Below are 13,872 nucleotides of genomic sequence, written 5' to 3' on the forward strand. Positions count from 1 at the left end.
GCCCGGTCAGCCCCGGTCGGCGCCGGCGCGCTCCACCGCGTACGCGTGGACCAGCGGGTTGATCTCGTAGCGGTCCCAGTCCCGCTGCTCGACCAGGTTGCTGTCGACGAGGGCGCCGATGGCCCACCACGCCTGCCGGACGGAGGTGCGGGCCAGCGTGGCGGCCGTCTCGAGGTCGAAGGCCGACCCCGCGTGGCGTCCCAGCGCGTCGAACATGGCGGCGGCGTCGGGGGACAGCGCCCGGTACGACCAGTGCAGCACCTCCCGCATGCACGACTGGGGGTCACCCGGCGTCTCCAGCACGTCCAGCAGCTCGCCGGGCGTGCTGGCCTCGGCGAACGCCACGGCCGGCAGCCGGGCCGTGCTGATCCGCTCGGCGGCGATCCGCACCGCCAGCGGCAGGTGGCCGCAGGCGGCCACCACCGTGCGCAGCACCGACCGGTCCTCCACCGTCGCGCCGCCGATGACGCACTGGATGAGGCCGAGCAGGTCGTCGTCGCACATGGGGGCGAGATTCACCCGGCGGGCGCCGTCGCGGGCGGTCAGCCCGGACAGCCGGTTACGGCTGGTCACCAGCACCAGGCAGGACCGGCTGGGCGGTAGCAGCGGTCGCACCTGCTCGATCCCGCGCGCGTTGTCGATCAGCAGGATCATCCGTCGTCCGGCCATCAGGCTGCGGTAGAGACCGGCCCGCCGGTCCACGTCCGAGGGCTGGCCGGGCTCGACGCCGAGCCCGGCCAGCAGGTGACCGAGGGCCTCGGCCGACGACATCGGCTCGGGCTCCCGGGCGAAGCCACGCAGGTCGAGGTGGAGCTGCCCGTCGGGATACCGGTCGGCGATCTGGTGCGCGAAGTGGACCGCCAGGGTCGACTTGCCGACGCCGGGTGGGCCGCCGATGAGGATCACCGGGGGCGCGCCCTCCGCCTCCGCCTCGCACACCGACTTGTGGAGGCCGGCGAGCTCGCAGTGCCGGCCGAGGAAGCCCGGCACGTCGCGCGGCAGTTGGGCGGGGTTCACCGGCAACGCCGCGGGGGTGCCCGCGGACGGCGGCGGCGAGCCCGACCCGACGGCGCCGGGCCGGGCGGTGTCCGCGTCGGGAGCCGGCCCGAGGCCACCGGTGTCGGTGGCGGGGACCTCGCCGCGCAGGATCTGCTCCTGGAGTCGCCGCATCGCCGCCGGCGGGTCGAGACCCAGCTCGGTGCTCAACGTCTCGCGCAGGTCCCGGATCTCGGCGAGGGCCTCGGCCCGGCTGCCGAGCCGGGCGTAGCTGAGCACGAGCAGGTGCCGCAGGCGCTCCCGCAGCGGGTGCAGGCGGACCAGCGGCACCAGTTCGCCGACCGCCTCCATCTGCCGGCCCAGCTCCAGCAGCATCTCGGCCCGGTCCTCGAGCGCGGCCAGCCGCAGCTCGTCGAGCCGGGCGCGTTCGGTCTCGACGAACGGGCCGTGGGTGCCGTCGAGGGCGACCCCGCGCCACAGGGCCAGGCCCTGGGACAGCTCCGTGACGGCCCGGTCCACGTCGCCGGCCGCGCGGAGCTGCCGGGCCCGCTCGACGTGCTGGACGAACGCGCAGGAGTCGACCTGGGTCGGGTGCAAACGCAGCACGTAGCTGGATCCCTCGGAGAGCAGCACCTGGGACGGCGCGCGGTGCGGGCGGTGCGGTTCGAGGAGTCGACGCAGCCGGTTGACGTAGGTGTAGATGCTGTTGGTGACCGTGAGCGGCGCGTCGAGTCCCCACACCCCGTCGATCAGGTCGTCGCGTCGGACCCGCTGGTTGGGGCGGGCGGCGAGCGTCGCGAACAGCGCGCGCTGTCGCGGCGACCCGAGATCGGAGTCGGCGCCGTCGACGACGGCCGAGACGGGTCCGAGCAGGGTGACCTGCAATGCCTTTCCCACTTGGTCGAAACCCCGTATCTCTGTCGGCGGGAGACGCATACCACGCAGAAAGCAGACAGGCTCGTGGACGGTGGCTGTCGGTGTCGGTGTCGGCGAGCGGTGGCGCCGGTCAGCGCCCCAGGCTGCGGTAGCGCGCCTCGGTGCGCTCCTTGTGCGGCTTCCACCACCACTCGTTGGCCCGGTACCAGTCGACGGTGGCGGCCAGGCCGGCCCGCAGCTCGACGTACCTCGGCCGCCAGCCCAGCTCGGTACGCAACTTGGTGCTGTCGTTGGCGTACCGCAGATCGTGGCCCGGCCGGTCGGAGACGTGCTCGTACGCGTCGCGCGGCTGGCCCATCACCTCAAGGACGAGTTCGAGGATCTCCCGGTTGCTGCGCTCGTCACCGGACCCGATGAGATAGGTCTCGCCGATGCGGCCACGCTCGAGAATGGCGTGCACCGCGTCGTTGTGGTCCTCGACGTGGGTCCACTCCCGCACGTTGAGCCCGGCGCCGTAGAGCTTCGGTCGGGCGCCGACCAGCAGGTTCGTCACCTGTCGCGGAATGAACTTCTCCACGTGCTGGTAGGGGCCGTAGTTGTTGGCGCAGTTCGACAGCGTGGCCCGGACGCCGTACGAGCGGACCCACGCGCGGACCAGCATGTCCGAGGCCGCCTTGGTGGCCGAGTAGGGGCTCGACGGGTCGTAGCGGGTCTCCTCGGTGAACTTCTGTTCCGCGTCCAGGGCGAGGTCGCCGAACACCTCGTCGGTGGAGACGTGGTGGAATCGACGGTCGTGCCGCCGCACCGCCTCGAGCAGCGTGAACGTGCCCGTCACGTTGGTCCGTACGAACGGGGCGGGATCGTGCAGCGAGTTGTCGACGTGGGACTCGGCGGCGAAGTGCACCACCACGTCGCACTCGGCGACCAGTCGGTCGACCAGGTCGGTGTCGCAGATGTCGCCCTGGACGAACCGCACCCGGTCGGCGACCGGCTCCAGGGCCCGTCGGTCGCCGGCGTAGGTGAGCGCGTCGAGCACGGTGACGTCATACGTCGGATGGTTGCGGAGCGTGTGCTGGACGAAGTTGGCGCCGATGAATCCGGCGCCTCCGGTGACCAGCATCCGCGCTGTGTCGAGCATCCTCTTCACATCCCCCAGGATTCATCCCCCCTCGGACGGCACCACGACCGAGGTCAATCCGTCAGCGCCCGTCGGCGCCGGCCGCCGAGTGTGTCGCCCCACACCTCGACCCAGGGCCGGTCCGCCCGTGAGCGTGGCGGTCGCGCGCCTTCCTGCCCCCGCAGGAAAGCGCGCGTCGCCGAACTGACATCCCCCTGTCCGAGCGGCCGAGATCGCGCCCACAGCGCGGGTGCGGGCGCTTTTCACGCCGCACCGCGCTCGATCTCCGTCGCCCCGGACAGGAGGGAGCATACGCTGTCGCTCGCCGCATGTGTCAACATCTGTTTCGTCAGCGCTGGTATCTGCGACACTGTTGTTTAGTCGCTGGAGGGTTGGAAGTCATGGCCGACGATCGGCACGCGGAGCGGGAGCAACCGTCGCTCGACACACTGGCCGCGCGGCTCGACTACCTGTTCGACCGGATCCGGCCGACGCCGGAGGAACTGGGCGAGTCCGACGAGCCCGGCCGCCGCTACACCAACCGGGAGATCGCCGACCGGATCAACGCCAGCGCGTCCGAGACCGGCGTCTCGATCAGCGCGGCCTACATCGGCGAGCTGCGCCGGGGCGTGGCGAGCGATCCGCGTACCTCCCACGTGCGCGCGTTGGCCGCCGCGTTCGGGGTGAGTTCGGGCTACTTCGTCGACGACGCGGCGGCCCGACGGATCCAGGAGCAGATCACCCTGCTGCGGGAGCTGCGCCGGATGGACGTCAAGCAGGTGGCGCTGCGTCAGGTGCTGGCCGACAGCGGCCTCTCCGCGGGGGACACGCAGCTCGTCGAGCAGATGGTGGCCCGGCTGCGGGCGGTGGCCCGGGGCGCCGAAGCGGGGGCCGCCGCGTCGAACGGTCGCGGCCAGCCGCGATGATCCTGGCGTCGCCGGGACGGTGACCGGAAACCGGTTGAGCCGCTCCCGGTTCCCGCCGGCGAATTCGTGGCGACGCCGACCGGCCCGGCCCGCGTGGGGGTAGCCGTTCGGGCGCTCGGTTGGCCCCGGCTCCACACCGGCCCCATGTCTACGGTGTAGACATGGGATCGACCGCCGACCGTCTGGTATGCATCGCCCGCGACATCGTCATCGCCGAGGGCCCCGCCTCGGTGACCATGCGCCGGGTGGCCGCCGCAGCCGGAATCACCCCGATGGCGATCTATCGCCACTACGCCAACCGGGAGGCGTTGCTGCGGCGCGTCGCCGACGAGACGTTCGCCGACATCTCGAAGCGGTGGGCCGACCGCCAACCGGGTCCCGGCAATCTCATCGCCGACCACCTCGACGATCACCTCGACTTCGCGCTCGGCCAGCCGAAGCTGTACGACTTCGTCTTCACCGACCCACGCGAGGGCGCACGTCGGTTCCCCGACGACTTCCGCGACGGCGGCTCGCCGTCACTGTCCCTGGTCGCCGACGCGCTGCGGAACCAGGGCCTCGGCGAGGACGGCGGCGACGATCTCCTGGAACTGGCACTGGCCGTCGGAGCCCTGATCCACGGCCTGGTGCGGCTCTACCACGGCGGCCGGATCGCCATGTCCCCGGCCGATTTCCGCGCGCTCTGCCACCGACTAGTAGGGAGGACGTTCGATGTCCACAACTGAGCCCGCGTCGACACCGGTGCGGGTGTCGACGCCGGACCCTGCCCGCGACGGCCGCCCGGCAGGTGACCGATGACCGCGGCGCGCTATGTGACCAGCATGATCGACGCGTTCGACCGGTACGGCGAGCGGACCGCGTTGGTATCGGCGGACCGGGGCATCGGATACCGGGAGCTGCTGGCCGTCACCTACCGGCTGGCCCGGGCGCTGCGGGCACAGGGAGTGGAGCGCGGCAGCGGCGTCGTCTGCCTCGTCACCAACACCCCGGAGGCGCTCTACCTGCGGTTCGCGTGCCACGTGCTCGGCGCCCGGTACGTCGCCGTCCAGCTCGATGCCCTGACCGAGGACCTCGACCACATTCTCGCCGACGCCGACCCGGCCGTCGTCGTGTTCGACCCCCGGGGCACCCCGCCGGACCAGCCCGTGCCGCTGGTCGCGGAACGCGCCGGCGTGCGGCGCGTCCTCGCGCTCGGTCCGGCCGCGCCGACGACCGACCTCCTGGCGCTGGCGGCGGCGCAGCCGGCGACGCCGGTCGCCGTCGCGGCCGAGGAGGACGACGTCGCCGGCATCTGCTACACCGGCGGGACGACCGGCGTCCCCAAGGGGGTGGCGTGCACCTTCGCGGCCCTCGCGGCGGCGTCCGAGGCCAGCGCCCGGACGGCGGCCGGCCTCCCGCTGCCGGACGGGCTCCGGTTCGTCGCCGCCACCTCCATCGCCTACGCGGTCGGTGATCTCGCCGTGCAGATGCTCGTCCTCGGCATCGCGGTGGAGTTGCACGAGGTGTTCGACGCGGGCGCGTTCTGGGCCGCCGTACGACGGTCGGGTCCGGTCGCCACCTTCCTGTACCCGCCCCAGATCTACCAGTTGCTCGACCATCCGGCCGCACCCACCGGGCCCGGCAGCAACCTCGCCCTGGTCGTGTACGGCAGCTCCCCCGTCGCGCCCCGCCGGCTGCGCCAGGCGATCGAGCTGCTCGGCCCGATCTTCCTCCAGGGGTACGCGCAGACCGAGGTCACCTCGGTCACCATCCTGACGCCCGAGGACCACCTGGCGGCGGTGACCGACCGGCCACAGCTCCTGGCGTCGGTCGGCCGTCCGGTGCCCGGCTGCACGGTCTCCGTCGTGGACCAGCAGGGACGCGACCGGCCGCCGGGAGAGGTCGGTGAGGTCTGCGTGCGCTCGGCGTCGGTGATGACCGGCTACTGGCGGCAGCCGGAGCTGACCGCCCAGGTCCTCCGGGACGGCCGACTGCACACCGGTGACCTCGGCTACCTCGACGACGACGGCTACCTCTACCTGGTCGGCCGGCTCCGGGACATGATCATCGTCAACGGCCGGAACTGCCACGCGGCGCCCATCGAGGCCGTCCTGACCGGTCATCCGCAGGTGCGGCAGGCGGCCGTGGTCGGCGTGCCCAGCGACCAGACGGGTGAGGCGGTCCACGCGTTCGTCGTACGCGCGCCGGGCCGTCCGACCGGCCCGGGCACCCAGGCGGAGCCGGTCGACGCGGAGCGACTGCGCGCCCTCGTCACGGACCAACTCGGCGTGCTCCGTGCGCCGGCAGCGGTCACGTTCGTCGACGACATACCGCTCACCGCCGCCGGCAAGCCGGACAAGAAGGCCCTGCGGGCCAGCCTGGACGCGACGCCGGCGGGTGCGCGGTGACGACCTCGTCGGCAGTCGAGACTTCGGCGGTACGACGGCTCCGGCTCACGGAGGCGGAGCGCGACGCGCTCGGCCGGCTCGTCGACTCGTTCACCGCCACCGACCGCTCGGCGGATCCGCTCAGCTTCGCCGAGCGGGCGACCGCGTACGCCGTCCGGCTGCCGGAGCGGGTGCGGGAGTTCCTGGGGCAGGTTCGCGCGGACGAGGCGCCGGTGTCCGTGATATCCGGACTTCCGCTCCAGGCCCTTCCGCCGACGCCGCTCGACTGGACGGCGGCGGCGGCCGGCGTCGGCCGGCGGGAGGAGCTGTTGCTCGTGCTGTGCGGTCTGCCGCTCGGCGAGCCGTTCGGCTGGGCGGCGCAGCAGGGCGGACGGCTCGTCCACGATGTCTGTCCGTCCCCGGCGATGGAACAGTCGCTGACCAGCGCGTGCAGCGCGGCCCCGCTGACGCTGCACACCGAGGACGGGTTCCATCCGTGCCGCGGCGACTACGTCTCCCTGCTGTGCCTGCGCAACCCCGACGCGGTACGGACGACGTTCGTCCGGCTCGGCTCCCTCGGCCTGCCCGAGAAGCTCCAGAAGATCCTCCAGGATTCCCGCTTCCGTTTCCTGCCGGACGACGCACACGTGGGCGGCGCCTACGCCGAACGTCTTCGCGCCGCCCCGGACGGCACCGGGCTCGACCCGATCATCTTCGGGCCACCGGAGCACCCGTACCTGCGGTTCGACGCGGACTTCACCGCGGTCTCCGACGGCGACGACGAGGCAGCCGCGGCGATGGCGGACCTGGACCAGCAGCTCAACGCCGCGACGGAGTCCATCGCGCTGGCCCCCGGCGACCTGCTGTTCATCGACAACTACCAGGTCGTGCACGGCCGGGCCCCGTTCCGGGCCCGTTACGACGGCACCGACCGCTGGCTCAAGCGGCTGAATCTGATCCGGGACCTCCGCCGGATCTACGCCACCGCCGACACCCGTTCCCGGATCATCCGATGACCGCCGCCCGGCCGACCAGCGACGTGACCGCCATGGAGCTGCGCGCCGTGCCCTACGACCATCCGGACGCCGTCGCGCTGGTGTCCCTGCTGCAACGTCACTACCTGGCGGTCTACGGCGAGGAGGATCCCCGGCACGGGGATCCCGGCGAATACCGGCCCCCGCGCGGTCTCTTCCTGGTCGGCTACCTCGACGGCCGTCCCGTGGCCTGTGGCGGGTGGCGCGCGAAGGACGCCGGCGCGTGGGGCTTCCAGGACGGCGACGCCGAGCTCAAGCGCGCCTACGTCGTCGAGGAACTGGCCGGCCTGCAGATGCTGGGCGCCGCCCACCGCATCCTCACGGCGGTGGAGAGCGCGGCGGTCCGCGCCGGACGCCGGCGCGCGATCCTCGACGCCGGCGTCAAACAGGTCACCGCGATGAGGTTCTTCGAGCGGGCCGGATACACCCGGATCCCGAACTACGGGGTCTACCGCGACGACCCGCAGACCGTCTGCTACGCCAAGGATCTGCGATGAGCGCCCCCGGCCCGGGTGCCGCCGCCGCGCCGGCAGCGGTGACCGGGCTCGTCTTCCGGCCGCTGGCGACCTTGCGGTCGTTGGCCCGGTACGGCGACGCCGTGGAGCTGCCCCTCTATCCGGGGCACCGGCTCTTCGTCCTGAGCGGCCCCCGGCACGCCGAACACGTCCTGGCCCGCCATCAGGACAACTACCTGAAGGCCTTCACCTACCGGTCGATGCGGGCGGTCCTCGGCACCGGGCTGCTGTCCGGTGAGGGCGAGACCTGGCGCCGCCACCGCCGACTGCTGCAACCGGTGTTCACCCGCCGCAACGTCGCGGGCTTCACACCGCAGATCGTCGAGGCGACCCGGCGGATGCTGGACTCCTGGGACCGACACCCCGACGGCACCCGGATCGAGGTGTCCGGCGAGGTGAGCGCGCTGGCCCTGGACATCGTCGGCCGGGTCCTGTTCGGCGCCGACATGACCGGCCGCACCGGCCAGATCGCCCGCGCCCTCACCCTCCTGCTGCCCGCCGTCGCGATCGGCACCTTCCTGCCGTTCCTCTGGGGGCCGCGCAGCACCCGGGCGATCCGGGCGGCCAGCGAACGCTTCGGCGGACCGCTCGCCGCGATCGACCGGCCGGTGCGCCAGCTCATCGCCGAGCGGCGGGCGACGCCCACCGTCGACGGGCCACCCGACCTGCTGGACCGCCTGCTCACCGCGCGGGACGAGGAGGACCGGACGCGACTGACCGATGCGGAGATCCGCGATGAGGTGACCACGTTCATGCTGGCCGGGCATGAGACGACAGCGACGACGCTCAGTTGGTGCCTGGCGCTGCTGTCGGCCCACCCGGCCGTCCGGGACCGCCTGGAACAGGAGGTGGACGCGGTCCTCGCCGGCCGCGAGCCACAGGCCGCCGACGTCGAGAAGCTGCGGTGGACCACCGCCGTGGTGAACGAGGCGTGGCGGTTGTACCCACCGGTGTGGACCATCGAGCGGGAGGCCGTCCGGTCCGACGTCATCGAGGGGATACCGATCCCGGTGGGCAGCACCGTCGCGGTGCCCGCCTATCTGGTGCACCGCAACCCCGCCGTCTGGCCCGACCCCGAGCGCTACGACCCCACCCGCTTCCTGTCCGACGCCGACCGCGACCGCTACGCCCACATCCCGTTCGGCGGCGGCAGACGCGCCTGCATCGGCGCCGGCTTCGCGCAACTGGAGGCGGTGCTGGTGCTCGCGATGATGACCCAACGCTACCGGCTGGAGCTGACCGCCGGGCTGCCCCGCCCACTGGCCAGCGCCACCCTTCGCCCAGGTCGACGGCTGCCGATGCGTCTGACGTGTCGGCCATGACCCCTGACACCGGCCCGACCGTTGGAAAGGACGAACCCAGATGAGCAGCCTTGCCGTCAGCCGGGACCTGCTTCTCGGCTGGCTTGACGCTCCGTCGACCGAGCGTGGCGTACGGTTCCACGTGGAGGGACCGGACTGGTCGCGCCACACCTACGAGGATCTGGCCGAACGCGCGTTGCGCGCCGGCGCCGCCCTGGCCGACGCCGGGGTACGCCGCGGCGAGGTGGTGCCACTGGTGCTGCCGTCCGGCCCGGACTTCGTCGCCTGCTTCTTCGGACTCCTCGCCATCGGCGCCACCCCGTCGGTGCTGCCGCTGCCTGCCGCGCTCCAGGACACGACGGGCTACGAGACGCAACTGCGGGCGATCGCCGCCGCGGTGCGACCCCGGTTCGCGATCGCGTCGGACGACCACCGCGACGTGTTGCTGGCCGGCGTGCGCCAGGCCGGTCAGCAGACGACCATCCTGGCGCCCGCCTACGGCGACGTCGGGGCGGCACCGCGTGCGCACGGCGAACTGGCCGTCCTACAGTTCACCTCGGGCTCGCTGGGACGCCCGCAGGGCGTACGGATCACCGTCGACAACCTGGCGGCGAACCTCCGGATGATCCAGCGCTGGCTGGGCATCACGGATCGCGGCGGGGTCTCCTGGCTGCCGCTCTATCACGACATGGGTCTCGTCGGTGGGCTGCTCACCCTGGTGACCCTGCAGACGGAACACGCGATGATGCGGCCCCAGCAGTTCGTCCGCGACACCCGGGGCTGGCTCGCCGAGTACGGCAGTGGCCGGTACGCCCAGATCTTCATGCCGAACTTCGGCTTCGAGCGTGTCGTCGACCGGGTCACCCCGGACGATCTGGTCGGGCTCGACTTCTCCGGCGTCACGTCGGTGGTCAGCGGGGCCGAACGGATCAACCCGGCGGCGCTGGCGCGGTTCGCCGCGCTGCTGCAACCGCACGGCTTCGACAGCCGCGCGCTGACCCCCGCCTACGGGCTCGCCGAGGGCACCCTCGCGGTCACCGGCGTACCCCGGCACGAGCCGGTGCGGATGGTCCGCACCAACGCCCCGGGCCGGAGCCTGGACGACAAGGTCGAGGTGACCGGGAAGGCGGTCCTCACCACCGACCCGGTGTCGGAGCCGTGGGGCTGGCAGGTGAGCTGCGGTCGCCCGCTCGACGGCCTGCGGGTGGACGTGGTCGACGAGGACGGGCAGCCCCAGCCCGACGGTGTGTTCGGGGAGATCTCGGTACAGGGCCCCTCGATAACCGCCGGCTACGCCGACGGCACGTCGCGGGACGGCGCCCGACTGGTCGGCGGGTCGCTGCGCACGGGCGACGCCGGTTTCTTCCACGACGGCGACCTGTACGTGGTCGGCCGCCTCGGTGACAGCGTCAAACTCCGCGGGCGCAGCATCTTCGTCGAGGACGTGGAGCTGGATCTGCGTGCCCGTACCGGAATCGCGCCCCGCCACCTCGTCGTGGCCGGCGGCGTCGTCGACGGCCGGCCGACGTTGCTGGTGGTGGCGGAGCGGGACCTGGGCGACCATCTCGACGTGGTCGTCGAGGCGGTCCGCGCGTTCACCGGGTCCGCCGTCCGGGTGCTGATCCTGCGGGCCAGGCGCGGCACCATCCCCCTGACCTCCAGCGGCAAGCCCCGCCGGCGCCTGCTGTGGCGCCGGCACCTCGCCGGGCAGTTGACCGGGGAGTGGCTCGGCGACCCTCCGGCACCGAGCGACACCGACACCGACACCGACGAGCAGATCCGGGAGGCAGGCCGTGAGCCCGTCGTACGCTAGCGCCCCCGCCGCCGTGTCCCGGCCCGGCGAGGCGTCGGACCGGCCGCTGTTCGCGGATGGTCCCTTCGGCCCGCGCGTGGACGCCGCCCGCGCCCGGGTCGCGGAGTCGATCGGCGCCGCTTTCGCCCCGCACGCGGCGGCCGACGAGCGCGGGGTGTTTCCCCGTGAGGTGCTTGCCGACCTCGGGCGCAGCCGGTTGTTGCGGCAACGCTGGCACCCCGGCCCGTTCGGTGACGCCGGCCTCGGCGTGATCATCGCGGAGGAGAGCGGCCGGTGCGGTCATGCGGGCCTGTCGGTCGGCGTGAGTCTCTGCCTGGAGACGGTCGGTTCGATCCTCGTGCGCTACGGCGACTCACCACTGTTGCAGGAATATCTCGACGGGCTCCTCGACGGGAGGCTGGTCGGGTGCTTCGGGGCCTCCGAGCCGACCGGCGGTTCGGATCTCACCGGCATGCGCACCGCCGCCCGGCGGGTGCCCGGCGGCTGGCGGGTGACAGGTGAGAAGCGGTACCTGTCACTGGGTCTGGTGTGCGACTTCGCGCTGCTGCTGTGCCGGATCGAGAACGACAGGGGCGAGGCCGACGGCGGCCTCGGCGTGTTCGCCGTACCCGCCTCGGCGCTGTCGGTCCGCAAACGGCTGCGCAAGGTCGGCACCTCGGCGCTCGACACCACCTGGATGACGATCGACGCCGTGGTGCCGGACGAGGCGCTCGTCGGTCGGCCCGGCGCGGGTCTGCTCGTGGCGACCTGGGGGCTGAGCCACGAGCGGCTGTCCATCGCCGGGCAGACCGTCGGCGGGGTCGCCGCGGCCACCGGCCTCGCCGCCGCGCATCTGCACCGGCGGGAACAGTTCGGCCGTCCGTTGCTCCAGCACCAGGCGCTCCGGCTGCGGCTGGCCGACCTGTCCGCGCGGCTGCTGTCGTTGCGGTTCGCCGTCTACTCGGCGGCGCAGGGCATACCTGTCACCGGCGCCTGTGGGCCTCGGGAGACCGCCGCGCTCAAGGTCACCGCCACCCGCTTCGCGGAAGAGGCGATAAGTGAGTGCATGCACCTGTTCGGCGGCGCCGGTTACCTCGAGGACGAGACCCCGCTCGGCCGGATGTGGCGGGACACCCGGCTGGGCCGGATCGGTGCCGGCACCGACGAGATGATGTGGGAGCTGGTAGCCAGCGGCATGGTTCCCGACTTCGTCGGCTACGACGAACTGGTCGACCTCGGGTGAGGACGTACGCCTTCTTCCGCGCCCAACCATCAACCTCCGAAAGGTGAAGGACATGACCACACATGCCGTTCCGGTGACCGAGGCCGACGTCATGTCGGCGCTCGACGCGGTGTTCCTGGAGATCAAGCGCGTCCGCCGGGAACTACGACCGGAGGACCACCTGGTCCAGGACCTGGACATCGATTCGCTCGCCGCGCTGGAGCTGTTGATCGCGCTGGAGGCCCGCTTCAGCGTCAACCTCCTGAACGACCCCCGCGCATCCACCGTGGCCACGGTCGGCGAGCTGGTCGACGTCATCTGCCACCAGGCCGCGTCACGAAAGCCCGTGGCACCACGTGCCGCCGGAAAAGACGCACCGATTGCACGATTGATCCCTTGACGCCAGACATCCGGCGATATGTCGCCGGATCAGCGACGACCGGGAGGGCTGAGAGTTAGGCCGTACGACGCACCACGACGAGACGTGACGTCTTTTCGACATCAACTATTGACGCCGCCGTAACAGGGGGCCTAGCGTCTGTCGAACCGCTTCGTCGAAGCGGTTCGACGAGCGGTCGGATCCGTTCCCGCCAGGCCCGAGGGAGGTGCGCGGTGGCCACCATGCATGATGTCGCCCGCCTGGCCCAGGTCTCGGTCAGCACCGTCTCCTACGTGCTCACCGGCACCCGGCCGATCTCCGGGGCCACCCGGGCCAAGGTGCTCGCCGCCATGACCGAGCTCGACTACCAGCCCAACGCCATGGCCCGCGGCCTGGCCAGTCGACGCAGCCGCATCCTGGGCCTGCTGCTGCCGATGGACGAGCGCGGCCTCGGCGCGACCGAGACGGCGTTCGTCACCGGAGCCGCCGCGGCGGCCAGCGCCGTCGGCTACCACCTGGTGTTGTCCCCCGTCGGCGGTGGCGGCGACCTCGACGCCCTGCGCCGGCTGGCCAGCCAGCGGATGTTCGACGGCGTCGTGCTGATGGAGGTCCAGCTCGCCGACGAGCGGGTCGCCGCGCTCCAGCAGGCCGGTGTGCCGCTGGTGCTGATCGGGCGCACCGGCGACACCGGCGGGCTCTCCTACGTCGACATCGACTTCGAGCAGACCGTGCGGGAGGCGGTGGCGCACCTGGTCGGCCTGGGGCACCGGCAGATCGTCTACGTCAACCACTCGGCCGAGACCCTGGCCAGCGGTTACGGGCCGGCTCTGCGTACCCGGGACGCCTTCGTCACCGCCATGACCGGCCACGGCCTGGAACCGGTCATGATCCCGGCCGAGGACAGCGCCACCGGCGGCCGGGCGGCGCTTGCCACCGCCTTCACGCGGACGCCGGACCTGACCGCCGTGCTGGCCATGAACGAGGCGGCGACCTTCGGCATCCTCGGCGAGCTGACCGCGCGCGGGCGGTCCGTGCCCGACGACGTCTCGGTGGTGTCGATGGTCACCTCGCCGCAGGTCGCCGAACTGGCCACCCCGGCGCTGACCGCGATGACGTCGCCCGGCTCGGCGATGGGGCGGATCGCCGTCGAGGCGCTGGTGCGCCACCTGGACGGGTCCGGGGACGAGCGCCACCAGCAACTGCTGCCGTGCGCGCTGGAGATCCGGGGGTCCACCGCGGCACCACGGGGCCGCCAACCGATGGCGGCTGACAAGGAAGGAACGGCCCGCCGCCGCGCGGCAACGCGACGACGGGCCCAGTGAAGTACCGGGCACGATACTCGACGAGG

Annotated in this window: 12 protein-coding genes; 10 read left to right on the plus strand and 2 right to left on the minus strand. The window is 72.4% G+C overall.

The window, feature by feature from the left end:
- Window positions 1-6: 6 nt before the first annotated feature.
- Both O7619_RS22130 and rfbB read right to left on the minus strand, forming a co-directional pair.
- Window positions 7-1,893, minus strand: a complete 1,887-nt coding sequence (locus O7619_RS22130) for a BTAD domain-containing putative transcriptional regulator (protein WP_282283185.1) — start codon at window positions 1,891-1,893, stop codon at window positions 7-9.
- A gap of 109 nt (window positions 1,894-2,002) precedes the next feature.
- Complete coding sequence (gene rfbB / locus O7619_RS22135; RefSeq protein ID WP_282288898.1) at window positions 2,003-2,992, minus strand: dTDP-glucose 4,6-dehydratase; 990 nt, start codon at window positions 2,990-2,992, stop codon at window positions 2,003-2,005.
- Between the two features lie 398 nt (window positions 2,993-3,390).
- Between rfbB and O7619_RS22140 the strand changes: the two genes are divergently transcribed.
- The 10 genes from O7619_RS22140 (at window position 3,391) to O7619_RS22185 (ending at window position 13,846) form a co-directional block, all read left to right on the plus strand.
- Entirely contained in the window at window positions 3,391-3,915 is a 525-nt protein-coding gene (locus O7619_RS22140) for a hypothetical protein (RefSeq protein WP_282283186.1), read from the plus strand.
- A gap of 161 nt (window positions 3,916-4,076) precedes the next feature.
- A complete protein-coding gene (locus O7619_RS22145) occupies window positions 4,077-4,640 on the plus strand; it encodes a TetR/AcrR family transcriptional regulator (protein ID WP_282283187.1) in 564 nt (187 codons plus the stop codon).
- A 69-nt stretch (window positions 4,641-4,709) separates the two neighbouring features.
- On the plus strand, window positions 4,710-6,302 hold the full coding sequence (locus O7619_RS22150; protein WP_282283188.1) for an AMP-binding protein: 1,593 nt from the start codon (window positions 4,710-4,712) through the stop codon (window positions 6,300-6,302).
- Window positions 6,299-7,297, plus strand: coding sequence for a TauD/TfdA family dioxygenase (locus O7619_RS22155; RefSeq protein WP_282283189.1), 999 nt, complete (start codon window positions 6,299-6,301; stop codon window positions 7,295-7,297). The genes O7619_RS22150 and O7619_RS22155 overlap by 4 nt, the downstream gene beginning before the upstream one ends.
- Window positions 7,294-7,812 (plus strand): GNAT family N-acetyltransferase, encoded by a 519-nt coding sequence (locus tag O7619_RS22160; protein WP_282283190.1) that lies wholly within the window; start codon window positions 7,294-7,296, stop codon window positions 7,810-7,812. The genes O7619_RS22155 and O7619_RS22160 overlap by 4 nt, the downstream gene beginning before the upstream one ends.
- Entirely contained in the window at window positions 7,809-9,152 is a 1,344-nt protein-coding gene (locus O7619_RS22165) for a cytochrome P450 (RefSeq protein ID WP_282283191.1), read from the plus strand. The genes O7619_RS22160 and O7619_RS22165 overlap by 4 nt, the downstream gene beginning before the upstream one ends.
- Window positions 9,153-9,192: 40 nt before the next feature.
- A complete protein-coding gene (locus O7619_RS22170; protein ID WP_282283192.1) occupies window positions 9,193-10,944 on the plus strand; it encodes an AMP-binding protein in 1,752 nt (583 codons plus the stop codon).
- The gene (locus tag O7619_RS22175) at window positions 10,925-12,166 is read left to right on the plus strand and encodes an acyl-CoA dehydrogenase family protein (protein ID WP_282283193.1); all 1,242 of its coding nucleotides are present in this window, start codon (window positions 10,925-10,927) and stop codon (window positions 12,164-12,166) included. The genes O7619_RS22170 and O7619_RS22175 overlap by 20 nt, the downstream gene beginning before the upstream one ends.
- Before the next feature lie 52 nt (window positions 12,167-12,218).
- Window positions 12,219-12,545: a phosphopantetheine-binding protein gene (locus tag O7619_RS22180; protein ID WP_282288899.1), complete on the plus strand. Its 327-nt coding sequence runs from the start codon at window positions 12,219-12,221 to the stop codon at window positions 12,543-12,545.
- Between the two features lie 221 nt (window positions 12,546-12,766).
- Window positions 12,767-13,846, plus strand: a complete 1,080-nt coding sequence (locus O7619_RS22185) for a LacI family DNA-binding transcriptional regulator (protein ID WP_282288900.1) — start codon at window positions 12,767-12,769, stop codon at window positions 13,844-13,846.
- Window positions 13,847-13,872: the final 26 nt, after the last annotated feature.

The organism is Micromonospora sp. WMMD998 (assembly GCF_029581235.1).
Taxonomy (GTDB): Bacteria; Actinomycetota; Actinomycetes; order Mycobacteriales; family Micromonosporaceae; genus Micromonospora.

Bases quoted from the DNA above. Each gene is read 5' to 3' on its own strand.
- O7619_RS22160 (WP_282283190.1), top strand. From the start codon at position 7,294: ATGACCGCCGCCCGGCCGACCAGCGACGTGACCGCCATGGAGCTGCGC.
- O7619_RS22170 (WP_282283192.1), top strand. From the start codon at position 9,193: ATGAGCAGCCTTGCCGTCAGCCGGGACCTGCTTCTCGGCTGGCTTGAC.
- rfbB (WP_282288898.1), bottom strand. From the start codon at position 2,992: ATGCTGGTCACCGGAGGCGCCGGATTCATCGGCGCCAACTTCGTCCAG.
- O7619_RS22165 (WP_282283191.1), top strand. From the start codon at position 7,809: ATGAGCGCCCCCGGCCCGGGTGCCGCCGCCGCGCCGGCAGCGGTGACC.
- O7619_RS22180 (WP_282288899.1), top strand. From the start codon at position 12,219: ATGACCACACATGCCGTTCCGGTGACCGAGGCCGACGTCATGTCGGCG.
- O7619_RS22150 (WP_282283188.1), top strand. From the start codon at position 4,710: ATGACCGCGGCGCGCTATGTGACCAGCATGATCGACGCGTTCGACCGG.
- O7619_RS22140 (WP_282283186.1), top strand. From the start codon at position 3,391: ATGGCCGACGATCGGCACGCGGAGCGGGAGCAACCGTCGCTCGACACA.
- O7619_RS22185 (WP_282288900.1), top strand. From the start codon at position 12,767: ATGCATGATGTCGCCCGCCTGGCCCAGGTCTCGGTCAGCACCGTCTCC.
- O7619_RS22145 (WP_282283187.1), top strand. From the start codon at position 4,077: ATGGGATCGACCGCCGACCGTCTGGTATGCATCGCCCGCGACATCGTC.